Annotated in this window: 22 protein-coding genes and 1 pseudogene; 14 read left to right on the forward strand and 9 right to left on the reverse strand. The window is 71.4% G+C overall.

Going from position 1 to position 22,795, the window contains the following annotated elements; genetic code table 11:
• Nucleotides 1-16 precede the first annotated feature (16 nt).
• Genes kdd through AC1DE0_RS18695 form a run of 7 tightly spaced genes read left to right on the forward strand, consistent with a single transcriptional unit; the run spans nucleotide 17 to nucleotide 6,840 of the window.
• Entirely contained in the window at nucleotides 17-1,123 is a 1,107-nt protein-coding gene (kdd, locus tag AC1DE0_RS18665) for an L-erythro-3,5-diaminohexanoate dehydrogenase (RefSeq protein WP_478104078.1), read from the forward strand.
• Complete coding sequence (gene kamD, locus AC1DE0_RS18670) at nucleotides 1,120-2,733, forward strand: lysine 5,6-aminomutase subunit alpha (protein WP_478103871.1); 1,614 nt, start codon at nucleotides 1,120-1,122, stop codon at nucleotides 2,731-2,733. Before kdd ends, kamD begins: the two co-directional genes overlap by 4 nt.
• Nucleotides 2,730-3,545: a lysine 5,6-aminomutase subunit beta gene (kamE, locus tag AC1DE0_RS18675; RefSeq protein ID WP_478103875.1), complete on the forward strand. Its 816-nt coding sequence runs from the start codon at nucleotides 2,730-2,732 to the stop codon at nucleotides 3,543-3,545. Before kamD ends, kamE begins: the two co-directional genes overlap by 4 nt.
• Entirely contained in the window at nucleotides 3,542-3,937 is a 396-nt protein-coding gene (kal, locus tag AC1DE0_RS18680) for a 3-aminobutyryl-CoA ammonia lyase (RefSeq protein ID WP_478103881.1), read from the forward strand. The genes kamE and kal overlap by 4 nt, the downstream gene beginning before the upstream one ends.
• A gap of 38 nt (nucleotides 3,938-3,975) precedes the next feature.
• Nucleotides 3,976-5,535, forward strand: a complete 1,560-nt coding sequence (lnt, locus tag AC1DE0_RS18685; RefSeq protein WP_478103885.1) for an apolipoprotein N-acyltransferase — start codon at nucleotides 3,976-3,978, stop codon at nucleotides 5,533-5,535.
• Nucleotides 5,516-6,307: a polyprenol monophosphomannose synthase gene (locus tag AC1DE0_RS18690; protein WP_478103889.1), complete on the forward strand. Its 792-nt coding sequence runs from the start codon at nucleotides 5,516-5,518 to the stop codon at nucleotides 6,305-6,307. Before lnt ends, AC1DE0_RS18690 begins: the two co-directional genes overlap by 20 nt.
• The gene (locus AC1DE0_RS18695) at nucleotides 6,304-6,840 is read left to right on the forward strand and encodes an FxsA family protein (RefSeq protein ID WP_478103894.1); all 537 of its coding nucleotides are present in this window, start codon (nucleotides 6,304-6,306) and stop codon (nucleotides 6,838-6,840) included. Before AC1DE0_RS18690 ends, AC1DE0_RS18695 begins: the two co-directional genes overlap by 4 nt.
• A gap of 292 nt (nucleotides 6,841-7,132) precedes the next feature.
• Here the strand turns inward: AC1DE0_RS18695 and AC1DE0_RS18700 are convergent, their stop codons facing one another.
• Both AC1DE0_RS18700 and AC1DE0_RS18705 read right to left on the reverse strand, forming a co-directional pair.
• A complete protein-coding gene (locus AC1DE0_RS18700; protein ID WP_478103896.1) occupies nucleotides 7,133-7,492 on the reverse strand; it encodes an RNA polymerase-binding protein RbpA in 360 nt (119 codons plus the stop codon).
• A gap of 118 nt (nucleotides 7,493-7,610) precedes the next feature.
• Complete coding sequence (locus tag AC1DE0_RS18705; protein WP_478103900.1) at nucleotides 7,611-8,987, reverse strand: MFS transporter; 1,377 nt, start codon at nucleotides 8,985-8,987, stop codon at nucleotides 7,611-7,613.
• Between the two features lie 197 nt (nucleotides 8,988-9,184).
• Between AC1DE0_RS18705 and AC1DE0_RS18710 the strand changes: the two genes are divergently transcribed.
• The 4 genes from AC1DE0_RS18710 (at nucleotide 9,185) to AC1DE0_RS18725 (ending at nucleotide 12,860) form a co-directional block, all read left to right on the forward strand.
• Entirely contained in the window at nucleotides 9,185-9,685 is a 501-nt protein-coding gene (locus tag AC1DE0_RS18710; protein ID WP_478103904.1) for a MarR family winged helix-turn-helix transcriptional regulator, read from the forward strand.
• A 289-nt stretch (nucleotides 9,686-9,974) separates the two neighbouring features.
• Entirely contained in the window at nucleotides 9,975-11,183 is a 1,209-nt protein-coding gene (locus tag AC1DE0_RS18715) for a methyltransferase domain-containing protein (RefSeq protein WP_478103908.1), read from the forward strand.
• Complete coding sequence (locus AC1DE0_RS18720; RefSeq protein WP_478103913.1) at nucleotides 11,180-11,728, forward strand: mycothiol transferase; 549 nt, start codon at nucleotides 11,180-11,182, stop codon at nucleotides 11,726-11,728. Before AC1DE0_RS18715 ends, AC1DE0_RS18720 begins: the two co-directional genes overlap by 4 nt.
• On the forward strand, nucleotides 11,721-12,860 hold the full coding sequence (locus AC1DE0_RS18725) for a DUF2332 domain-containing protein (protein WP_478103918.1): 1,140 nt from the start codon (nucleotides 11,721-11,723) through the stop codon (nucleotides 12,858-12,860). Before AC1DE0_RS18720 ends, AC1DE0_RS18725 begins: the two co-directional genes overlap by 8 nt.
• A gap of 97 nt (nucleotides 12,861-12,957) precedes the next feature.
• On the opposite strand, the gene AC1DE0_RS18730 is transcribed toward AC1DE0_RS18725, so the two are convergent.
• The 3 genes from AC1DE0_RS18730 to AC1DE0_RS18740 all read right to left on the reverse strand — a co-directional run bounded on the left by AC1DE0_RS18730 (nucleotide 12,958) and on the right by AC1DE0_RS18740 (nucleotide 16,872).
• The gene (locus AC1DE0_RS18730; protein WP_478103922.1) at nucleotides 12,958-14,145 is read right to left on the reverse strand and encodes a Fic family protein; all 1,188 of its coding nucleotides are present in this window, start codon (nucleotides 14,143-14,145) and stop codon (nucleotides 12,958-12,960) included.
• Nucleotides 14,146-14,204: 59 nt separating this feature from the next.
• Entirely contained in the window at nucleotides 14,205-16,166 is a 1,962-nt protein-coding gene (locus AC1DE0_RS18735) for an alpha-amylase family protein (RefSeq protein ID WP_478103926.1), read from the reverse strand.
• 85 nt (nucleotides 16,167-16,251) lie between these two features.
• The gene (locus AC1DE0_RS18740) at nucleotides 16,252-16,872 is read right to left on the reverse strand and encodes an L-threonylcarbamoyladenylate synthase (protein ID WP_478103930.1); all 621 of its coding nucleotides are present in this window, start codon (nucleotides 16,870-16,872) and stop codon (nucleotides 16,252-16,254) included.
• Nucleotides 16,873-16,897: 25 nt separating this feature from the next.
• Here AC1DE0_RS18740 and AC1DE0_RS18745 point away from each other — a divergent pair, with 25 nt between their 5' ends.
• Together AC1DE0_RS18745 and lhgO are read left to right on the forward strand one after the other, a co-directional pair.
• Nucleotides 16,898-17,308: a GNAT family N-acetyltransferase gene (locus tag AC1DE0_RS18745; RefSeq protein WP_478103937.1), complete on the forward strand. Its 411-nt coding sequence runs from the start codon at nucleotides 16,898-16,900 to the stop codon at nucleotides 17,306-17,308.
• Entirely contained in the window at nucleotides 17,305-18,504 is a 1,200-nt protein-coding gene (gene lhgO / locus AC1DE0_RS18750; RefSeq protein WP_478103941.1) for an L-2-hydroxyglutarate oxidase, read from the forward strand. Before AC1DE0_RS18745 ends, lhgO begins: the two co-directional genes overlap by 4 nt.
• 38 nt (nucleotides 18,505-18,542) lie before the next feature.
• On the opposite strand, the gene AC1DE0_RS18755 is transcribed toward lhgO, so the two are convergent.
• The 4 genes and pseudogenes from AC1DE0_RS18755 to AC1DE0_RS18770 form a co-directional block, all read right to left on the reverse strand.
• Nucleotides 18,543-19,724 carry a Tle-like phospholipase domain-containing protein gene (locus AC1DE0_RS18755; protein WP_478103945.1) on the reverse strand — a complete coding sequence of 394 codons (1,182 nt, stop codon included), beginning with the start codon at nucleotides 19,722-19,724 and terminating at the stop codon, nucleotides 18,543-18,545.
• A 95-nt stretch (nucleotides 19,725-19,819) separates the two neighbouring features.
• A pseudogene (locus AC1DE0_RS18760) lies at nucleotides 19,820-19,951 on the reverse strand (amino acid permease); the annotation flags it as partial.
• A 106-nt stretch (nucleotides 19,952-20,057) separates the two neighbouring features.
• The gene (locus AC1DE0_RS18765) at nucleotides 20,058-20,687 is read right to left on the reverse strand and encodes a CE1759 family FMN reductase (protein ID WP_478103949.1); all 630 of its coding nucleotides are present in this window, start codon (nucleotides 20,685-20,687) and stop codon (nucleotides 20,058-20,060) included.
• Nucleotides 20,684-21,856 carry an LLM class flavin-dependent oxidoreductase gene (locus AC1DE0_RS18770; protein ID WP_478103953.1) on the reverse strand — a complete coding sequence of 391 codons (1,173 nt, stop codon included), beginning with the start codon at nucleotides 21,854-21,856 and terminating at the stop codon, nucleotides 20,684-20,686. The genes AC1DE0_RS18765 and AC1DE0_RS18770 overlap by 4 nt, the downstream gene beginning before the upstream one ends.
• A 109-nt stretch (nucleotides 21,857-21,965) precedes the next feature.
• Here AC1DE0_RS18770 and AC1DE0_RS18775 point away from each other — a divergent pair, with 109 nt between their 5' ends.
• Nucleotides 21,966-22,730, forward strand: coding sequence for a class I SAM-dependent methyltransferase (locus tag AC1DE0_RS18775; protein ID WP_478103958.1), 765 nt, complete (start codon nucleotides 21,966-21,968; stop codon nucleotides 22,728-22,730).
• Nucleotides 22,731-22,795 lie beyond the last annotated feature (65 nt).

A 22,795-nucleotide genomic window follows, 5' to 3' on the forward strand; every position in this document is an offset into this window, starting at 1 on the left:
GGATTTCTAGGTGACCATGCCGACCCGACCGTCCCCCGTGGGCCTGCACCGCGTCCTCGAGCCCACCGGCGACGCGATCATGCTGCCGCAGGCCGCGCGCCGGCTCGACGCCCGCCCGGAGCTGTGGCCCGACGAGGTCCGCATCGCGGTGGAGACGCTGAACCTCGACGCCGCCTCCTACCGGCAGCTCGCCGAGAAGCACAGCACCGACGGGCGCGTCGACGGCGCGGCGGTGCGCGCCGAGGTCCTCGACATCGTCGCGACGCGGGGCAAGATGCAGAACCCCGTCACCGGGTCCGGCGGCATGCTCATCGGCACGGTCGAGGAGGTCGGTCCCGAGAGCACGCTCGGGCTCGTCCCGGGCGTCCGGGTCGCGACCCTCGTCTCGCTCTCGCTGACCCCGCTCGCGATCACCGACGGGCTCGAGCGCTGGGACGGTCTCAGCGAGCAGGTGCCTGCCGCCGGTCACGCCATCCTCTTCGGCCGCAGCATCGCCGCCACCCTGCCTGATGACCTCGACGCCCACCTCGCCCTCATGGTCATGGACGTGTGCGGGGCGCCGGCGCTCGTCGAGCGGGTGGTGGGGGAGTATGCCGCACGCGGCGTCGCGCCGACCGTGGCGGTGCTCGGTGGGGCCGGCAAGTCCGGGTCCCTCTCGCTCGCCGCGGCCCGCGCCGCCGGCGCCGGCCGCACGATCGGTGTCGTGCCCGTCGAGCGCGAGCGCTCGGTGCTGGAGCAGAGCGGCCTGGCCGATGCAGTGGTGCTCGCCGACGCCCGCTCGCCGCTCGGGCTGGCGGCCGCGGTCGAGTCGGCCGGCGGCCCGGCCGACGTGACCGTCGTCTGCGTCGACGTGCCCGGGTGTGAGCAGCCCGCGATCCTCGCGACCGCCCAGGGCGGAACCATCATCTTCTTCAGCATGGCCACGAACTTCGCGGCGGCCGCCCTGGGGGCGGAGGGCCTGGCCGCCGACGTGCGCATGCTCGTCGGCAACGGCTACGTGCCGGGCCACGCCGAGACCGCGCTGCGCCTCGTGCGCGAGGTGCCGGCAGTCCGGGCCCTCTTCGAGGGGCGGCTCGCTGCCGAGATTCACCCTGCGGCCGAGACGGCGGGGGCGGGCGCATGAGCCGCCCGAACGCCATGCTCGAGCTCGACCCGGCCGTGGTGCGCAAGGCGCGCTCGCTCGCCCGCAAGGCGGCGGCCCCGGTCGTGAAGATCGCCAAGAGCCACACGACCGTCTCGGTGGAGCGCGCGACCCTGCGCCTCGCCGGACTCGCCGGTGCCGACCACGAGCGGGTGCCGTGGGTCAACCACCTCGTCACGGCCGTCCGCGACGAGGTGGGCCTCGAGCACGGTGTGACGACCCCTGTCTACGACGCGCTGCTGCGCGGTGAGGCGCCCGACCTGACCACGCTGGCCCAGAAGGCCGCGAGCGGGAACGTCTCGTTCCGGCTGCCGACCGGGCGTGACGCGACGGCCGCGCAGCGTGCGGCGGCCAAGGGGGTCGGGGTCGGCCTCAAGGCCGTCGACCGCTCCCGCACCACCCGAGACCGCCTCATCAAGCGGCACGGCGACCCGAAGACCAAGCCGTGGATCTACCTCATCGTCGCGACCGGCGACATCTACGAGGACATCCCGCAGGCGCAGGCCGCCGCCCGTGAGGGCGCCGACATCATCGCCGTCATCCGCTCCACCGGTCAGTCCCTGCTCGACTACGTGCCCGAGGGCGCCACCCGCGAGGGGTTCGCCGGCACGTACGCGACGCAGGAGAACTTCCGCCTCATGCGCGCGGCCCTCGACGACGTCAGCAAGGAGCTCGGGCGCTACGTGCGCCTGACCAACTACGCGTCGGGTCTCTGCATGCCCGAGATCGCCGCGCTGGCGGGCATGGAGCGTCTCGACATGATGCTCAACGACTCGATGTACGGCATCCTCTTCCGCGACATCAACCCGATCAGAACCTTTGTGGACCAACGGTTCTCGCGGCAGGTGCATGCCCGCGCCGGCATCATCATCAACACGGGTGAGGACAACTACCTCACGACGGCCGACGCCGTCGAGGCAGCGCACACCGTCACGGTGAGCCAGCTGCTCAACGAGCGCTTCGCCAAGGAGGCCGGCCTCGAGGACTGGCAGCTCGGCCTCGGCCACGCCTTCGAGATCGTCCCCGAGATCCCCGACAGCTTCCGCATGGAGCTGGCCCACGCGATGCTCGCGCGCCAGCTGTTCCCCGACGCGCCGCTCAAGTGGATGCCGCCGACCAAGCACATGACGGGCGACGTCTTCCGCGGCTACCTGCTCGACGGCTTCTTCAACCTCGTCGGTGCGATGACCGGGCAGGGCATCCTGCTCGTCGGGATGATGACCGAGGCCGTCGTGACCCCGTTCCTCTCGGACCGCGACCTCGCCCTCCAGAACGTCCGCTACGTCATGAACGCCGCGAGCGGCCTCACCGAGGACTTCCACCCGCCGCGCGACGGCTTCATCCAGACCCGCGCCCGTCAGGTGCTCTCCGAGGCCGTGGACCTGCTCGAGCGCATCGTCGCTGACAAGGACGCGGCGGGAGACGCGCCCCTGCTCGCGGCCATCGCCGACGGCACCTTCGGGCTGATGAAGCGCCCGGCCACCGGCGGCAAGGGTCTCGACGGCGTCGTCGAGCGGGCGGCGGGCTACGACAACCCGGCGATCACCTCGCTCGACGCCTGGACCCCGCCGGCGAAGGGAAGCACCCGATGAGCCCGAACGTGAGCCCGGACGTGAGCCCGGACGTGAGCCCGGACGTGGGCCCCGACGCGCCCACCCAGGGCAGCATCATCCGGCCCTACGGCGACACCACCGGCGACGGCATGGTGCAGATGTCGTTCACCCTGCCCATCCCGCACGACAAGAAGGCGGAGGGCGCTGCGCTGCAGCTCGCCCGCAAGATGGGCCTCGACCCGGCGCTGCTCGTGCACGCCAAGGCGATGGGCCCCGACTTCACCTTCTTCGTCGTCTACGGTAGCTCGACGCACCTGGTCAACCTCGACGACGTGCACGTCGTCGAGCGTGAGTACCCCCTGCTGTCGGCCAAGGACGCCAACATGGCGATCAAGAAGCACCTGAGGCGCAAGCTCGTCGTCGTCGGTGCCTGCATCGGCACCGACGCGCACACGGTCGGCATCGACGCGATCCTCAACATCAAGGGCTTCGCGGGCGAGAAGGGCCTCGAGTACTACCGCGAGATCAAGGTCGTGAACCTCGGCGCCCAGGTGCTGGTGCCCGACCTCGTGGCGAGGGCTCGCGCCGAGAAGGCCGACGCGGTGCTCGTGAGCCAGGTCGTCACCCAGAAGGACGCCCACATCCACAACACGACGCAGATGTCGGCCGCGTTCCGCGAGGCCTATCCGGCCGGACAGGTCCCGGTGCTCATCGCCGGCGGCCCCCGCTTCGAGGACGGCTCGGAGAAGGCCCTCGGCGTCGACCGCATCTTCGGGCGCGGCACCACCCCCGGCGAGGTCGCCAGCTACCTCGTCCACGAGATGACCCAGCGGAAGACGAGGAAGTCATGACCGAGCGCACCACCACAGCGAGCGTCGGCCAGCGGGTGACGCACCGCCGCTACGTCCCGTACAGCCACGCCCACTACGCCGGGAACCTCGTCGACGGCGCGTACTCCCTGGCAGCGTTCGGCGACGTCGCGACCGAGATGTGCATCGTCACCGACGGCGACGAGGGTCTCTTCGCCTCCTACAGCGACGTCCAGTTCAAGGCCCCGGTGCGCGCCGGTGACGTCATCGAGATCTCGGCCGAGCTCGTCCGCGTCGGGTCGCGGTCGCGCGAGATGGCCTTCGAGGTCCGAGTCGTCGGGCGCGGCACCCCCGACCGCGGCGAGTCCGCGGCCGCCGTCCTCGACCCGCCGCTCGTGGCCACCACGGCTCGCGGGGTCGTCGTCGTCCCCTGAGGCCTGACGCCCCGACCGCACGGCATACGGTGAACCCCGTGCGGCGTCTCATCGTGTCCCTGCTCGCGGGCGGGCTCCTCTGCTTCGCGTTCCCGACGTTCGACGTGTGGGTCGCCGCGCCGCTCGCGCTCGGCCTGTGGGCGTGGGCGTGGTCGGGGGGCGGCGCCGGCGCCGGCCGCGGTTTCGGGCTCGGTTTCGCTGGGGGGCTCGTCTTCTTCGTGCCGACCCTGAGCTGGTCGGGCATCTACGTCGGCGCGGTCCCGTGGATAGCGCTGGCGACGCTGGAGGCGCTCTTCGTCGGGCTCGCAGGGGCCCTCGTCGGGTGGCTCTGCCGCGACGGCAGGGTGCGTCCCGCCGGGTTCGCCCTCGTCTGGGTCGTGACGGAGGGTTTCCGGGCGCGGGCGCCCTACGGCGGGTTCCCCTGGGTGAAGATCGCGTTCGGGCAGGCGGACTCGCCGTTCGCGCGTCTCGTCGCAGTGGGCGGCGCCCCGTTCGTCGGCTTCGCCATCGCCCTCGCCGGCGGGTTCCTCGCACTGGCGGCCCAGCGAGCGTTCGCAGCCAGACCCCACCGATCGCGTATGCCGTCTCGTGCTGTCACGCTGCCGGTGGCCGCCTCGCTCGTGCTCGGCCTCATCGGGCTGGCCGTGCCACTGCCGACCGACGGCCCGACCGCCCAGTTCCTCGGCGTTCAGGGCAACGTGGCGCGCCCCGGGCTCGACTTCAACGCCGAGCGGCGCGCGGTGCTCGACAAGCACATCGCCGCGACGCTGAAGGCGCAGCAGGACGTGACCGCCGGTCGGGCCCCGGCGCCCGACCTCGTCGTCTGGCCCGAGAACGCGTCGGACATCGACCCGCTGCGCAACGCCGACGCGAAGTCGCTGATCCTGCAGACCGTCGAGACGCTCCAGCGCCCGCTCATCGTCGGGGGCCTGCTCGAGGAGCCCGTCGGGTTCCTGTCGAACGTCGCGTTGCTCTTCGAGCCCGGCAAGGGCAACACCGACCGCTACGTGAAGCGCCACCCGGTGCCGTTCGCGGAGTACATCCCCAACCGGTCCTTCTGGCGCCACTTCAGCAAGGAGGTCGACCTCGTCCGCAACGACTTCGTGCCCGGCGACGCCCCCGGCGTGTTCCGCGTGACCACACCGAGTGGGCAGTCGATCCGGGCCGGTCTCGCGATCTGCTTCGAGGTGGCCTACGACGACATCATGCGCGACGCGGTGCAGACGGGGGCCAACGTGCTGGTCGTGCAGACGAACAACGCGACGTTCGGCTTCACCGCAGAGTCCCCGCAGCAGCTCGCCATCAGCCGGCTGCGCGCCATGGAGTTCGGGCGCTCGGTCGTGCACGTCTCCACCGTGGGGCAGAGCGCCCTCATCACGCCCGATGGAACCGCCCACCAGGTCACGTCGTTGTTCACGCAGGCGGTCGTTCGAGGGGCCCTACCATTGCGGGACGCCACGACACTGGCGACCCGGGTCGGCGAGGCCCCCGAATGGGTCGCCGCCGCTGCACTGCTGATGATGCTGGCCCTCGGAATCCGCCGCGGGCGTGCGGTGGCAGACACGACGAAGGAAGAGGATGACGACGACTCAGCGTGAGCCGGTGACCAGGGTGGCCGTGCTCATCCCGACGTACAACGAGCGTGACAACCTGCCCGGGATCATCGCCCGGGTGCGGGCGAGCGCCCCGTCCGTCGACGTCTTCGTGCTCGACGACGCGTCGCCTGACGGCACCGGACAGGTCGCCGACGGCGTCGCCGCCTCCGACCCCCAGGTCCACGTCGTGCACCGCGCCGGCAAGGAGGGCCTCGGAACGGCCTACCTCGCGGGCTTCGCGATCGTGCTCGATCGTGGCTACGACGCCGCCGTCGAGATGGACGCCGACGGCTCGCACCTGCCCGAGCAGCTCCCGTCCCTGCTCGCCGCCCTCGGCGAGGCCGATGTCGTCATCGGGGCGCGCTGGGTGCGTGGGGGAGAGGTGCGCAACTGGCCGGTCCACCGCAAGCTGCTCTCGGTCGGGGCCAACGTCTACACCAAGCTGATGCTCGGGATGGCGGTCAACGACGCCACGGCCGGCTACCGCGCCTACCGCGCCAGCGCCCTTCGCACCATGGGGCTGCAGGGTGTCGAGTCGCAGGGCTACTGCTTCCAGATCGACCTGACGCTGCGTGCGGTCCGAGCGGGGCTCACGGTCGTCGAGGTGCCGATCACGTTCGTCGAGCGCGAGGTCGGCGTCTCCAAGATGGGCAAGGACATCGTCCGCGAGGCCCTGACGAGCGTCACGCGCTGGGGTGTCGAGCACCGGTTGGGCCAGCTGCGCTCAGTGGCACAGAAGGCCCGGCGCAGCGAGCCGGTGGGGGACCGGCCATGACCACCGCTCCCGGCACCCCTCGTGCCCGGCGGGTGCGGTTGACCCGGCTGGCGCTCGTCGCCCTGCTGGTCCTGCCGATCATCGAGATCGTGGTCATCATCGCCGTCGGCCAGGCCATCGGTGGCTGGCCCACCTTCCTGCTGCTCGTGGCGACGTCGCTGCTCGGTGCCTGGCTGATCCGTCGAGAGGGCGCAAAGGCGTGGCGCGCGCTGGAGCAGGCCGTGCGCAGTGGTCGCATGCCGGCCCGCGAGATCGCCGACGGTGTCGTGGTGCTGGTCGGCGGCAGCCTGCTGCTCGCTCCGGGCTTCGTCTCCGACGTGCTTGGCCTGTTGCTGGTGCTGCCGTTCACGCGGCCGGTGGCCCGCAGCATGCTGGCGGCCGTGATCTCCCGCCGGATGATCGCCCAGACCGAGCGCTTCACCGGCCCGACCGTGACCGGCCAGCCGGGCTGGGACCAGCAGACGCCGCAGGGCCCGCGCCGTTCGTCGTCGAGCGACGAGGTGGTCGAGGGCGAGATCATCGACGAGGACTGACCGTCCCCGTCGAGTGCTCACCTCCCGACGCCCCAGCCCGCGTCGAGTGCCCACTTCCCGACGCCCAGCCCGCGTCGAGTGCCCACTTCCCGACGCCGCAGCGTAGGAAAGTGGGCACTCGACTGGGCGGGTCGGCGTACGAAAATGGGCATTCGACGGGGCGGGTCGGCGTACGAAAGTGGGGCATTCGACTGGGCGGGACGGCGTACGAAAATGGGCTTTCGAGTGGGCGTGGCAGGACAGCGAAAAGCCCGCCCCCACGAACGGGGCGGGCTTCTCGGTGGTACGTCTGTCAGGCGCTCTTGCGGCGGCGAGGCTTCTCGCCACGTGACTCGCGCAGGAGCAGGAGGCGCTCCTCGAGCAGCTCCTCGAGCTCGGGGATGGACCGGCGCTCGAGCAGCATGTCCCAGTGCGTGCGCTGGTGCTTGACCTGCTTCGCCTCGGGCTCGGGCCCACCCTGCAGCCTGGCGTCGAGGCCGCAACGGCACTCCCAGGTGGCGGGCACGTCGGCCTCGATCGAGAAGGGAAGCTCGGTGCGGTGGCCGTCAGGGCAGACGTAGACGGTGAGCTGACGCTCACTCGGTACAACGTTCTCGTCGGATTCCATGCTCCTCGCGCCGAGGTTGGAACCGCGTAGTGCTCGATCGGCCATGTGGACMCCTCCAGAACTTCTGCCGCTGTGACACCCGTTGGTGTCATACCCTCACAGACGCTTGAACGAGCGAAACGGTTGACTTGTTCCCCGGAGTTGCCCGGATTGTAATCGCGTCTCAGATCACGGCGGGGACAGGGTTGCCGGCCTGCTCGATGCCCTCGCGCATGCGTACGCGAGAGAGCAGGACGCCCCCGATGGCGAAGAAGATGATCAGGGCGATGATGGCCCAGCGGTAGCTGAGGGTGACCTGGTAGACCAGCCCGAAGATGAGCGTGCCGAACCAGCTCGTGCCGCGTTCCATGGCCTGGTAGAGACTGAAGTACTCCGCCTCCCGGCCGCGCGGGATCAGCTGGCTGTAGAGCGATCGGGACAGGGCCTGGGTGCCGCCGAGCACGATGCCGATGAGCAGGGCGAGGGCCAGGAAGATGACGAGCGACTTGGACGGCACGAGGAAGGCAAAGACCACGACCACCGTCCAGAGGCCGATGCCGTAGAGCACCGTGCGCCAGGCGCCGATCGTCGCCGCGACGCGCCCGAAGAGCCGCGCCCCGAAGAACGCGACGAACTGGACGAAGAGGAACACCCCGAGCACCGTCGTCTCGGAGAAGCCGAGCTCCTTGGACCCGTAGATGCTCGAGCTGCCGATGACGGTCTGGATGCCGTCGTTGAAGAAGAGGTAGGCGAGCAGGAACATCTTCGTCTGCGGGTAGCGGGCGAGGTCGCGGAAGGTGCTGCGCAACTGGGCGATGCTGCCGCCGACCACACCGGCCGCGCGATCGACGGGCGTCTCGGCGGTGCCGGTGAGGTGGCGCAGCCCCAGGTAGGGGATGAGCGTGAAGCCGGCCCACCACAAGCCGGCGGACAGGATGCTGATGCGCGTGCTCAGGGCGCGGTCGAGGCCGAGGTCCTCGTGGAAGAAGTCGAGCGCGAAGTTCAGGGTGAGCAGGATGCCGCCGCCGAGGTAGCCGAAGGCCCAGCCCTTCGAGGAGACCCGGTCTCGCTCGTTCTCGTTGGCGATGCGCACGAGGATCGAGTCGTAGATGACGAGCGAGGCGCCGAGGCAGATGCCCGCCACGACGACGAGTGCCGCCCCGAGCTGCCAGTTCGTGCCGGCGACGAAGAACATGAGGCTCGCCGCGGCGGCGCCAACCCAGGCGAACGCCCCGAAGAGCCTGGTCGGGCGGGGGCTGCGGTCAGCGATGGCGCCGATGAAGATGAGCACGACCGCCGAGAGGATGGTCGTGAAGGTCACGGTGAAGAACCACAGCGAGCCGGGCGCGACCGGGATGCCGAACACCGAGAGCGTCGTCGTGCAGTCCTGGCCGTCCGCGAGCCCGGGGCAGGCTGCCTCCTCGGCCACCGACGTCAGGTAGGGGCTCATGAGCACCGTTGCGGTGGTCGTGACGTAGGCCGAGTTGGCCCAGTCGTACCAGTACCAGGCGCGCTGCTCCCGAGTCTCGGGGCGGGCGGCGTTGACGACGTCGTGCGACATGGCGCAACGGTCCCACAACGCGTCGGAGAGGGCACCGGGAGCGGCCCCAACACGCCGCAGCGTCCCGCTTACGTATGCCGTCCGTCGCCCGGGCGGCACGCGCTGGCTTGCGACCCACCGGCCAGCGGACGACACGCGGCCACGCAGGGTGGGGAGACGGTTCCCCACCACTGCGCTTTAGCGCTAAAGTATCGATGGTGAGTGAGCCTTCGGGGGAGCGGGTCGCAGAGATGGTCGAGGCCTGGCGTCGTGAGCGACCCGACGTCGACGTCTCGTCCATCTCGGTGCTGACCCCGCTCTGGCGTCTGGCCGCACGTGCCACCGAGAACCGGACGAGGGTGCTCGCGGACCTCGGCGTGGAGCAGAGCCATCTCGACGTCCTGGCGACCCTGCGGCGCGCCGGGTCGCCGCACCGGCTGACGGCCGGCGAGCTCACGCGGCGGTGCCGGGTCACGGCCGGCGCGACGACGCAGCGGGTGCAGGCCATGGAACGGCTCGGGTTCGTCGAACGCGTGCGCGAGGAGCCCGACCGGCGGACGGTCCACGTCCAGCTCACGGCCGACGGACTGGCTGCGGTGGACCGCATCCTGGGTGCCGTGATGGCCGGCGACGAGGAGATGCTGGCGGGACTGACGTCGGCCGATTGCTCGACCTTGGAGCGCGTGCTCGGCGACTGGCTGTCACGGACCGAGCCGTAGGCGACGGGTGGCCATGAGTCGATCTCCGGCGGCGGCCGGGTTCTAGGTCGAAGGTCTGATGGCGAGCGGCCTGCCGCCCGAGCGACCCTTGTCTGCGTGGGAAGGGCCCGTCGCGCGGCCCGTTGCAGAGGCGCCGCGCGACGCGGTCTGGATGGCGGCCCCCCGCGAGCAGTTGAGGAACGGTATAACGCCGATAATCGACATTATGTCACTTTGCTGTTTGTCAGACCTCCCCCTGAGCGGTCTACCCGTCGTCCTAGACTCGGGCGTCGCGCCGTAGCCTTGCTCGGTGCAGTGCGACTACTTCGACGCGGGACGCTGCCGCTCGTGCGCCCTGATGGGCGTTCCGTATGCCGTCCAGCTCGCCGAGAAGCTCGAGCGATGTCAGCAGGCCCTGGCGTCCGTCGCTCCTGAGGTCACCTGGCTCGAACCCTTCGCCAGCCGCGAGTCCGCCTTCCGCAACAAGGCAAAGCTCGTCGTCGGCGGCCGCGCGGGCGCGGTCACCCTCGGGATCCTCGACCCGCAGTTGGGCGGCGTCGACCTACGGGCCTGCGGGCTGCACGAGGAACCGCTCCAGCGGCTGATCCCCCGGCTCGCTGACGTCGTCGACGAGATCGGCCTGGAGCCCTACGACGTGGCGGCCCGACGTGGCGAGCTCAAGCACCTGATCCTGAGCCTCTCCCCCACCGGTGAGGTGATGCTGCGCCTCGTGCTCCGCTCGAAGAAGCACCTCGCGTTGCTCCAGTCGCGGCTGCCCCGCCTGCTCGAACACCTGTCCGAGGTGCGGGTCGTGTCAGTGAACCTCCAGCCCGAGCACAAGGCCGTCCTCGAGGGTGAGACCGAGGTGGTGCTCACCGAGCAGGCGGTGCTGGAGATGCCGGTCAACGACGTCACGCTCAACCTGCGACCCAACAGCTTCTTCCAGACCAACACCGCTGTGGCCGCAGGCCTCTACCGCCAGGCCCGTGACTGGGCGCTCGAGGTGCGGCCCGAGACCGTGCTCGACCTCTACTGCGGCGTGGGCGGCTTCGCCCTGCACTGCTCCACCGGCCACAGCGCGCTCCAACGAGTGCTGGGCATCGAGGTGTCCCCCGAGGCGGTGCGCAGCGCCGAGCTGAGCGCCGAGAGACTGCGCGCGGCGGGGACCGTCTCCGTCGACGTGACGTTCAGGGCCGGTGACGCCACGGACGTCGCCGCGCTCGACCCGACCGTGCTCGGCGCCGGCAGGTCGATGGTGGTCGTCAACCCGCCACGGCGCGGCATCGGCCCCGACCTGGCGGCCTGGATCGAGCGCTCGGGCGCCGACCACGTGACCTACTCCAGCTGCAACGTCGACAGCCTCGCCCGCGACCTCGCTCGCATGCCCTCCTACGTCGCGCGACGGGCTCGTCTGCACGACATGTTCCCCCAGACGTCGCACCACGAGGTGATCGTGCTGCTGGAGCGCGAATCGCAATCTGTCACAGACGAACCCGTCAACGGAGGTCTTGACCCATGAGCCAGAGCACGGCGACCGAGAGCGCCACTGCGCCATGGACGGCCCCTGAGGTCGAGCGTCCCGGCGGTTCTCTCGTCGCGCCCGAGGCGAAGATGCTGCCCGAGATGCTCGACTGGCACCGCTCGACCCTGCTCGCGAAGTGCTCGGGCCTGACCGCCGCGCAGCTCGCCGAGCGCACCATCGAGCCGTCCAACCTCAGCCTCCTCGGCCTGCTACGCCACCTCCGCAAGGTCGAGCGGATCTGGCTGCGCCAGAGGGTCGCAGGCGAGCCCGTGGCCGCTCTGCACGGTTTCGGCAGCGGGGTCGACCTCGACTTCGACGACCTCGACCCGGCTACGGCACGTGAGGACTACGAGGCACTGCTGACCGAGTGGGCGGCCGCCGACCGAGCGGTGGCCGGTCGGTCGCTCGATGGCGTGTTCGAGGCCGGCGGTGAACCCTTCTCGCTGCGGTTCGTCTACCTCCACCTCATCGGCGAGTATGCCCGTCACAACGGACACGCCGACCTCGTTCGCGAGAGTCTCGACGGAGTCACCGGTGCCTGATGAGGCGCCGCGCGACGCCGAGCGGCTCGCCCGGATCCAGCGGCGCTTCTCCGAGTTCGCCACCGAGTATGCCGCGCTCCCGCTCTACGCGACGATCTGCCGCCACCTCGCCGACGACCCCGACCTGGCGTCGATGCTGCTCGCCGCGAGGCCGGGCCAGGCTCGCCCGGTCCTGTGGCTGGCGGCCCTCCACGACTTGGCCCTCCACCGCCCGGATACGCCTGCAGCGCAGTGGTATCCGAGTGTCGTGGGTGCGAATGCACTGCCCGCTGGAGACCCGTGGCCTGACGTTCGGCGCACGGTCCGCGAGCACCGCGACGAGCTGCTGGAGCAGATCGCGACGCACGGGACGCAGACGAACGAGGTGAACCGCGCGGTCTACCTCGCGCTAGGTCTGGCGGCCGCATCGCACGACACGCGTGACCGCCCACTCGCACTGGTCGAGCTCGGCGCGAGCGCCGGACTGCTCCTCGCCGTCGATCGGTATGCCGTCCGCATCGACTCGCCGGAGGGCGAGGTGGTCCTGGGTGACCCGGCCTCGAGCGTCCGCTGCGCGGGCCAGGACCGGTCGGGCACGGTGGCCGGGCTCGGGTCCGAGACGCTCGCACTCCCTCCGGTGAGGGGGCGCGTCGGGGTCGACCTCGACCCGGTGGACCTGGCCGACGACGGTGCCTTGCGTTGGCTGGAGGCGTGCCTCTGGCCGGAGGTGCCGGGCAGGGCCGAGCGCTTCCGTGCCGCGCGGGACCTGCTGCGAGGCCAGCAGCCGACGGTGCTGCGCCACGACATGGTCGACGGCCTGCCCGCGGCCGTCGAGCGGGCACGGGCCCAGGCGGGCGCCGGGGCCCACGTCGTCGTCTTCAGCTCGTGGGCGCTGACCTACGTCGATGCCTCACGACGCACCGGCCTTGAGGCCGCCGTGCGGCTGCTCGCCATCGACGGCGAAGCCGTGTCCTGGCTCACGGCGGAGCCGCCGGGGTGCGCGCCCGGCATCGAGGCCCCGGCCGGAGCCGACGACGGCAGCACGGTCGTCGGCCTGCGTCGCTGGCGCGGTGATCGGGAGCGTGAGTCGGTGACGCTCGGCACCTGCCACCCGCACGGCGCGTGGGTGGATCTGGCCCTCGCCGGTCTCTGACGACGAACATCATAATGTCGATTAACGGCGAATAACATTGCAGCACAAGCGAATTCATCAAGCCTAGCACTGCAGGTGCCACCCCCCGGGCTGACAGTCAGCGGGCGCGGCGACCCAGCCCGGCGGCATACGCGTCGAGGGCCCGCAAGGCCGCCGGGGCCCGGTAGACGCGGTTGCGCCGGTGTCCGGTCGACTCGAGCAGGACGCCGTCGTCGACGAGGCGTTGGAGGGCCGACTGGGCGGTGGGGGCCGAGACCTCGAGCTCGCGCATGACGACCCGCGACGTGACGACCGGCTGGCGCAGCAGGAGGTCGAGCATCGCCCACGACGCCGAGCCGGCCCGGGCGGTGAGGCGCTCGGCCCAGTCGGCGCGCACCTCTCGCAGGGTCGCCACGAGCCGCTCGCCGATGTGGGTGCCGTTGCGCGCGGCCTCGGCCACGCATCGCAGGATGGGCTCGGTGTCTCCCCGGCGGTAGGCCATCAGGGCTTCGACGTAGTCCTCGCGGATGGCCAGCAGGCCGGCAGAGATCGGCACCGTGACCTGGTGGATCACTCCGGTGTGGAGCAGGACCGAGTGCAGCAGGGCGCGCCCGGTGCGCCCGTTGCCGTCGGTGAAGGGGTGGATCGTCTCGAACTGGGCATGCGCCAGCGCCGCGTGCGCGAGTGGCGGCAGGTCGTCGCGGTCCATGAAGGCGATGAGATCGGCCATGAGCGCAGGCACGTCGTCGGCCACGGGCGGCACGAAGTGCGCGTCGCCGGGGTGGACGCCCGAGCCGCCGACCCACACCTGCTGGTCGCGCCATCGCCCGGCCGGGTGCTGCGTCTGGTGGGCCATGAGGGCGCGGTGCATCGCGAGCACGGCGTCCTCGTCGAGCCGTCCGGCGAGCTCGAGTGCTGCCTGCATGGTGCGAACATTGCCGAGGATGACGGCGGCGTTGGCGCGGTTTCCCTCGCCGATCTCGGCCTCGGCCAGGGCGCGGGCGGAGGACGTCAGGTTCTCGATCTGGGAGCTGGCGGCGCTCTCGGACCGCAGGAGGACGGAGGCGAACGGGGCGATCTCGCCCGCTCCCCCGGCGTCGAACGACGCGAGCAGACGGGTGGCCTCGTCGAGGTCCGCCGCGAGGTCGCCGTCGAGCACCAGCCGCGTCGCGGCGATGGGCGGCACGACGGCCGCGGCGTAGCTGCGCGGGCTGGCCCGCTGGGCGCGGCGCGACAGCTCGAGCAGGCCCTCGACGGGTCGCCATGGAACCGTGCGCGTGTGGAGCGCGGGCCAGGTCGGTGCCATGCGTTGTCCACCTCCTTGGTAAAGGTTATCGCACAACCTTTACCAAGGAGCGCGCAGTCTCAGGCGCGTAAGACCTCAGCCGGTGTCTCGGTGACCCACCACGCGGCATACGGGCTCAGCGATGCGAGCCCGCGGGCGTCACCGAAGACGGGGTGCCCGCCCAGCGCGTCGTGCGCGTGCGTGATGCCGGCGTCGAGGAAGAGCTGGACCGGGACGGTCTGCCACGACGCCGTCACGTTGTAGACGCAGACCATGGAGCCGCTCGGGTGCGTGCGCACCACCGCCAGCACGCCGTCGTCGGTCTCGAGCACCACGCGGGTCTGGGCCGAGGCGTGGAGCTGGGGAAGGGCGCGGCGGACCGCGGCCAGGTGTCGCAGCCCCTGGAAGACCTTGCCGGCGGTCGTCCCCAGGTCGCCCCGGTGCTCCGCGAGCGCCCAGTCGATGCGTTCGCGGTGGGCCCAGCGGTTGTCGTCCTCGTGCCCGGGCTCCTCGGCCCAGTGCGGGTCGTTCGGCATCCCGAGCTCGTCACCGCTCCACACCACCGGTATGCCGCCCCAGCCGGACACGACCGCGTGGGCGAGGAAGAGGCGCGCCATCCCGAGCCCCACCGCACCCGAGTCTGCGCGCCGCTCCGCGTCGGAGAGGCCGGTCAGGGCTGCCGCCGTGCCGCTGATCCGCTTGTCTCCCGTTGCCGGGTTGTGCTGGAAGACGAGTCCGTGCGCCCACGACCCGGGCTGGTCGCCGGCATACCAGTCGGAGAGGAAGCGACGGTGGGCGTAGCCGTCGAGGCCGGCCGCGGCTGCGTCGCCGTCGTCGATGGCCCAGCCGATGTCGTCGTGGCAGCGGACGTAGCAGATCCACGTGCCGCTCGGAGGGGTCGGTGGCAGGGCCGTCAGGGCCTGCTTGGTGAGGCCGGTGCTGCCCGTCGCGAGCATCGACCACACCTGCACCATGAGGCTGTTGTGGTAGGCGATGTCGCTGACCCGCCCGGCGTGCTCGCCCTGGCCCAGGTACTGCACGAGGTCGCGCGGGCCGACGATCGCCTCGGCCTTGAAGGCGAGCGCTGGGCAGGCGATCCGCGCGACCGTGCGCAGGGCCTGGGTGACCGCGTGCACCTCGGGCTGGTTCTGGCAGTTCGTCCCCAGACGCTTCCAGGTGAACGCGATGGCGTCGAGCCGCAGCACCTCGACACCGAGGTTCGCGAGGTAGAGCACGATGTCGGCGTACTCGACGAGTACGTCGGGATTGGACCAGTTGACGTCCCACTGCCACTCGTTGAACGTCGTCCAGGCCCAGCCGCCCAGCTCGTCGTCCCACGTGAAGTTGCCGGGGGCGAAGTCGGGGAACACCTCGGGCAGGGTGCGTTCGTACGCGTCCGGCATGACGCGGTCGGGGTAGACGTGGAAGTAGTCGCGGTAGTGCGACTCCCCCGCCCGGGCCCGCCGCGCCCACTCGTGCTCACGCGCCACGTGGTTGAGCACGAGGTCGAGCACGAGCGAGATGCCCTGTGCGCGAAGGTCGCCGGCCAGCGAGCGCAGGTCCTCGACGTCGCCGAGATCGGGGCGCACCGTGCGGAAGTCCTGCACGGCATAGCCGCCGTCGTTGTCGCCGTCGCGGGGTAGCAGCAGCGGCATGAGGTGCAGGTAGGTCACCCCGAGGTCGCGCAAGTGGTCGAGGCGGCCGCTGAGCCCCCGAAGGTCACCGGCGAAACGCTCGGTGTAGCAGGCGTACCCGAACATCTCGGGCTGCTGGAGCCAGTCCGGCCGCAGCAACCGGCGCTGGTCGAGGCGGCGCAGCTCCGGTGCCCTCTCCTGGTGGGCGGACACGGCCCGTTCGACGAGACGTAGGGCGATCGCGGAGACGTCCTGCTCGGGGTAGAGCACCTGCAGCGCCGCCAGGAGGTCGTCGGACCATCGCTCGAGCCGCAGCTCCAGGGTCTCGCGGTCGGCCTCGTCGAGACCGGCAAGCAGCGAGTCCAGGGACTCGGGAGTCGGGCTCACGTCTCGGGCGCCTTGGCTCATGGCCCGATTGAACAGCACCACGACCCGGTGCGACAGGGGCACGCCTCGGCCGAACGGCTTTCGCTCGTGGCCGCCGCCCCCGCCCTCACTCGAACGGGCTGGGGTCGCCCGCGCCGACCCGGGTCACGACGGGATAGCCGTCGGACCAGTCGACGACGGTCGTGGGCTCCAGGCCGCACTCCCCCGAGTCGATCACGGCGTCGACGACGTGGTCGAGGCGGTCCTTGATCTCCCAGCCCTCGGTCATCGGCTCGTCGTCGTCGGGCATGAGCAGCGTGCTCGACAGGATCGGCTCACCCATCGCCTTGAGCAGCTCGCGCACCACCGGGTGCTCGGGGATGCGGACGCCCACCGTCTTCTTCTTGGCATGGAGCAGGCGTCGCGGCACCTCCTTCGTCGCCGGCAGGATGAACGTGTAGGGGCCGGGCGTCGCGGCCTTGATGGCACGGAACACCGAGTTGTCGAGGTGCACGAACTGGCCGAGCTGCGCGAAGTCCGAGCAGACCAGCGTGAAGTGGTGCTTGTCGTCGAGCTGCCGGATGCGCAGGATGCGCTCCTTGCCCTCGGGGTTGTCGAGCGAGCAGCCAAGGGCGAAGCATGAGTCGGTCGGGTAGGCGATGAGGCCACCCGTCCGAAGGATCTCGACCGCCTGGCCGATCGCCCGGGGCTGGGGGTCCACCGGGTGGACGTCGAAGTACTTCGCCATGCCCTCACCCTGCCATGCTGGGGCGATGACGGAGCGCACGGGTGACGGCGTCGACGATCCGACCGACGGCTCGACAGCGGCGATCCGGGTGGTCGACAACCCCGGGCGAAGCCGGTTCGAGCTGGTCGACGGCGACCGGGTGATCGGCATCGCCAGCTACGCGGTCGTCCACGGCGAGGGCATCGGTGAGCCTGACCGGGTCGTCTTCTTCCACACGGAGGTCGACGCGGCGTACGAGGGGCAGGGCCTCGCCGGCCGCCTCGCCGACGTGGCGCTGTCCTCGACCGTCTCGTCCGGTCGTCGGATCGTGGCTCTGTGCCCCTACATCAAGGTCTACCTCCGCAGGCACCCCGAGCCGTATGCCGCCCACGTCGTGAGGCCCACCGAAGCCGACGTCGAGGCTGCCGACGAGGCCGCTCGCGCGGCCGCAGGGTGACCCGTCCCCACGTCGTCGTCGTGGGTGGCGGCATCGTCGGGTCGGCCGTGGCGCGGCGCCTCACCCTGTCCGACCCTCGACCCGACGTCACCGTCGTCGAGAAGGAGGCGGCACCCGCCCGGCACCAGACGTCCCGCAACAGCGGCGTCGTCCACGCGGGCATCTACTACGCGCCGGGATCCGCCAAGGCCACGCTCTCGCGGGAAGGGGTGCGTCGCCTTCGCGCCTACTGCCACGAGCGTGGGCTGCCCTATGACGAGGTCGGGAAGGTCGTCGTCGCCCTGGACGAGGTCGAGCTCGGTCGGCTGCGCGAGATCGAGGCGCGGGCGCACGCGAACGGCGTGCCCGGACTGTGGTGGCTCGATCCGGCGGCCCTGCTCGAGGTCGAACCGCACGCGGTCGGCCGGGCCGCGCTGCACTCCCCCACGACGGCAATCACCGACTTCTCCCTCGTGGCGGCGGCGATGCTCGAGGACGCCGTGACCTCCGACGCCCGGGTCGTCACCGGCTTCGAGGTGACCGGGCTCGCCCAGGGCGGAGGACAGGTCGAGGTGCGGGCGGCGGACGGTCGTCGACTCCGGGCCGACCGGGTGGTCATCGCAGGGGGACTGCACGCCGACCGCCTGGCCGTCCTCGCCGGCGACGGGCCGAGTCCGGCGATCGTGCCCTTCCGGGGCGAGTACCACCGGCTCACCCCGTCGGCCACCCATCTGGTGCGCGGCCTGGTCTATCCGGTGCCCGACCCGCGCTACCCGTTCCTCGGGGTGCACCTGACGCGCACCGTGGGCGGAGACGTGTTGCTCGGACCGAACGCCGTGCTCGCGACGGCGCGGGAGGGCTACCGTCGGCGCGACGTCGACCCACGCGTGCTCCGTGCACTCGCGGCCTCGCACGGCTTCCGACGGTTCGCCCGGGCCAACCTCGGCATCGGCCTCCACGAGGTCATGGGGTCGGTCAGCAGGCATGCCTTCGTCTCCCGCGCGCGGCGCTACGTGCCCGCCATCACCGACGCCGACGTCGTGCGCGCCGGCTCGGGAGTGCGCGCCCAGGCGATGGACGCTGACGGGTCGCTCGTCGAGGACTTCCGTTTCAGCAGGGTCGGGGCCGTCCTCTGCATCCGCAATGCCCCGTCCCCCGCAGCCACCGCGTCACTCGCCATCGCCGACCTCGTGGTCGACCGGCTGGGCCTCGACTGACGCGCTCGCTCGGTCGCACACCGCCGGAGCCCAGCCGGTCAGCTCTTGCCGAAGTACTCGCTCGCCTCCATCGCCTCGATGACGGACGGCGCGCCGTGCTGACCGACCGAGTAGCTGCCCAGGTCCTTCGCGGTGTCGACGAGTCCGACCACCGGACTCACCATCGACCACGGCGAGACGTGGACCTCGGGACCCTTGGCCGGGTCGAGGGCGATCTGGGTTCCGAGGGCATTGGGGAGGGGGTCGTCGCCGATGAACGGCACGTGGTCGACGAACGAGCCGAGCGGGTTCTGCACGGTCGTCAGGATCTCGCCGCGCACGTGGTAGTTGCGCACCTGCCCCTGGTCGAGGCCCGCGGAGTGGTGGCCCAGCGCCGCKGCAGCGACGACGGTGTTGGGATGCACACCCGCAGCGTTGAAGGTGACCGCCGGGACGCCGGTGGCGACCGATGCCGTGCTTGCGAGGCCACCGCCGAGGGAGTGCCCCGTCAGGACCATGTTGTCGCTTCCGACCGCCGCGGCGAGGTGCTGGGCCAGGGCGATGGCCTGCAGGTGCTGGCTGCTGAGCCCGCCGAGGCCCTGCTGGGCGTTGGCGCCCCAATCGCTGACGCTCTTGGGGTCGGTCCCGGCGAAGGCCAGGACGTAGCGGCCGTCAGCGTCGCGGTAGATGTTCGCCTGGAAGCCGCCGCGCCCCGTCAGGGAGTCGGAGTCGATGCCGAGCTTCTCGAGGTCGTCGGCGCTCACCGGGTCGAAGCTGTCGGTGCCCCCGCCGTCATAGACGCCCTTCGCCAGCTCGGCGAGCTCGAGGTCGACCTGGTGCGGGTCGGTGCCCCTGACGTCGTCCGCGAGGTCCGGCTCGTCAACGGTCTCGCCGCCGGAGCCGGACGAGCCGCCGAAGCCGGGCGGCAGCCACGGCGGGAGCGAAGGCTGCCCGGGGCTCCGGGCGCCCCCGGGGCCGCTGGCGCCCCGTTGTGCGCGGGCGTTCTCGGCCAGCCGCTTGGACATGGAGTCGAGCGAGGTCCCGAGCGCGACGAGCGCCGACGACGTGGACCGCCAGGTCTCCTGGGCGGCCTGCGCGTCGTCACCGCCCCAGGACCGGCCGATCGCGGCAAGGGCCCGGGTGCCGGTGGCGCGGATGCCGTCGACCTCGCCGGCGCACGCAGTGAGCTCACGTGCGGTGCGCTCGAGGGCTTCGGGGTCGGCGCCCTTGCGGTAGAGCACGTTGGCCTCCTGTCGACGGTGCGCCTCACGTTAGGTTGCGTCCGGCCCGCCGTCGATGGGGAGCCCTCCCCGCGTGTCGCGGCGGCGCTCCCGCCGGCGACGTGCGGCACGGCATACCGCTCGTGCACGGTGGCGAGCCGGCGTGGCAGGTCGCCCTCACGCGCCATCGCCAGGGTGGTCCGGCCCACCCACGCGATGAGGGCGAGGAGGGCACCCAGCGTCGCAGCCCTGCCGCGGGCGGGACCCGGTCGAGGGCCAGGGTGACAGCCCGAGTCTGCCGAAAGCCGCGCCGGGAGACCTGGTCGGTCTCGCGGCGCGGCGTGGTGGGATCAGTCAGGACCGCAGGTCGCTGAGCAGCGACGCGAACGGCGTCACGTCGTCGAAGGGGTCGACCCGCGCCTCACGTGGGCTGCCCACCACGAGAGCGGCGAACGACCGTCCGGCGCGGTCGATGCGCTCCCCGAGCCGACCGGCGTCGGTGCTTCCCCAGTCCTCGCTCGCGGCGAAGACCGCGACCGGGGCGACGAGGGCCCCGAGGTGTGCGAAGAGGGGACGGAGGGCGTGGTCGATGGCGAGCGAGTGGCGCGCTGTGCCTCCCGTCGCACCGAGCAGCACCGGGGTGTCGCGCAGGGCGTCCTGCGGGAGGACGTCGACGAGCATCTTGAACAGCCCGCTGTACGAGGCGGCATACACGGGCGTCGCGACGACCACCGCGTCCGCCTCGGTGATGGCGTCGAGCCGCACCTGGAGCTCGGGGGAGGCGAAGCCGGTGAGCACGTTGTTGGTCACGTCGTGGGCGACGTCGCGCACGTCGACGACCTCGACGACGACCTCGCCGACGTCGTGACCGGCGAGGGCACGCACGGTCGCCTCGGTGAGGCGGTCGGCGAGCAGACGCGTGGACGACGGCTGGGTCACGCCGGCGGTGATGACGGCGAGGTGGAACGGGGCCTGCGTGGTCATCTGGTCACCTCCACGGCGGTCGTGCTGTCGGTGGGCTGGGGGGACGCGCCGGTGACGTCGTCACCGTCGGCGTACACGGTCGTGTCGTGGGCACCGCCCGCAGCCGCGACACGGCTCGCGTGGCTCGGAGCGTCCGGCACGTGCGCGGGCTTGAGGGCGGCGAACTCCTTGCGGAGCACCGGGACGACCTCCTCGCCGAGCAGGTCCAGCTGCTCGAGCACCGTCTTGAGCGGCAGGCCGGCGTGGTCGATCAGCCACAGCTGGCGCTGGTAGTCGCCGACGTAGTCGCGGAAGCCGAGGGTGCGCTCGATGACCTCCTGCGGGCTGCCCACGGTGAGCGGCGTCTGGCTCGTGAACTCCTCGAGCGTCGGGCCGTGGCCGTAGACCGGGGCGTTGTCGAAGTAGGGCCGGAATTCGCGCACGGCGTCCTGGCTGTTCTTGCGCATGAAGATCTGCCCGCCGAGCCCGACGATGGCCTGGTCGGCCTGGCCGTGGCCGTAGTGCTCGAAGCGACGACGGTAGAGCTGCACCATCTGCTTCGTGTGGGTGGCCGGCCAGAAGATGTGGTTGGAGAAGAAGCCGTCGCCGTAGTACGCCGCCTGCTCGGCGATCTCGGGGCTGCGGATCGAGCCGTGCCACACGAACGGCGGCACGCCGTCGAGGGGACGCGGCGTGGACGTGAAGCCCTGCAGAGGCGTGCGGTACTTGCCCTGCCAGTCGACGACGTCCTCGCGCCACAGCCGGTGCAGCAGCGCGTAGTTCTCGATGGCGAGGGGGATGCCCTCGCGGATGTCCTTGCCGAACCACGGGTAGACCGGGCCGGTGTTGCCGCGGCCGAGCGTCACGTCCATGCGTCCGTCACTCAGGTGCTGGAGGTACGCGTAGTCCTGGGCGAGGCGAACCGGGTCGTTCGTCGTGATCAGCGTCGTCGAGGTGGACAGGACGATGCGCTCGGTCTGCGCGGCGATCGCCGCGAGAAGGACGGGCGGGTTCGCCGGCGCGGCGAACGGCGGGTTGTGGTGCTCGCCGGTGGCGAAGACGTCGAGCCCGACCTCCTCGGCCTTCTTCGCGATGGCGACCGTGGCCTTGATGCGCTCGTTCTCGGTCGGCGTACGGCCCGTGGTCGGGTCGGTGGTGACGTCGCCGACGGTGAAGATCCCGAACTGCATGTGTCCCAACTCCTCAGTGATTGACGTTTCAATCATACCGAACGTCGTCAACCCCTCCCCCATTCCCGTCGGCTCGGCACTCGACCCGAGGATCGTGTTGGATGGCCCGGTGAGCTCGTGGAGCGGCGTGGCAGAGGCGTACCGGACGTCGTTCGCCACGATGTGCGAGGGCCCCGTCCCACGCCTGCTGTCCGACACCCCCGGCGGGGCCCATCTCGACGTCGGCTCCGGAACGGGCGCGCTCGCAGCGGCGGCCGCGGCGAAGGGGCGCACCGTCGCGGCGGTCGACGCAGACCCCCAGATGGTGGCCTTGTCGCGGGACCTGCTGCCTGGCGCCGTCCTGCAGGCTGCCCTGCCCGACCTGCCTTTCGGGGACGGCACCTTCGATGCCGTCACTGCCAACTTCGTGGTCAACCACGTCGCGGACCCTCGCGCTGCCGTGCACGAGCTCCGCCGCGTCACACGGCCGGGTGGTCGTGTCGCCCTGACGATCTGGACGTCGGGTACGCCCCAGTGGGCCCGTCTGGTGACCGAGGCCTTCGGCGTCGCGGGCGTCGTCCCGCTGCCCGACCAGCGCCTGAGCCCCGAGCTCGACTTCGCCCGGTCGGTGGAGGGCCTCGGTGGACTGGCCTCGTCGGCGGCCCTCGTCCCGGTCGTGGCCACGGAGCTGCCGATGCACTGGACGATCGAGGTGGCCGCGTTGTGGCGCGGGATCGCCGGAGGCGTCGGGGTCGCAGGGCGGACGTTCCTGGCTCAGACCCCCGGCGTACGCGCTGCTGCCGAGGCACGCTTCCGGGAGGTGGCGGAGCCCCTCTCGGTCGACGGCGTGCTGACGCTGCAGACCACGGCGGCCTACGTCGTCGCCGTCGCCTGACCGGATCGACGCGCAGCCGCCGGCCGGCGGCAACTTTCGGTCGCCGGCGAGCATCTCAATGAGTA

Source organism: Terrabacter sp. 05T424, assembly GCF_056396225.1.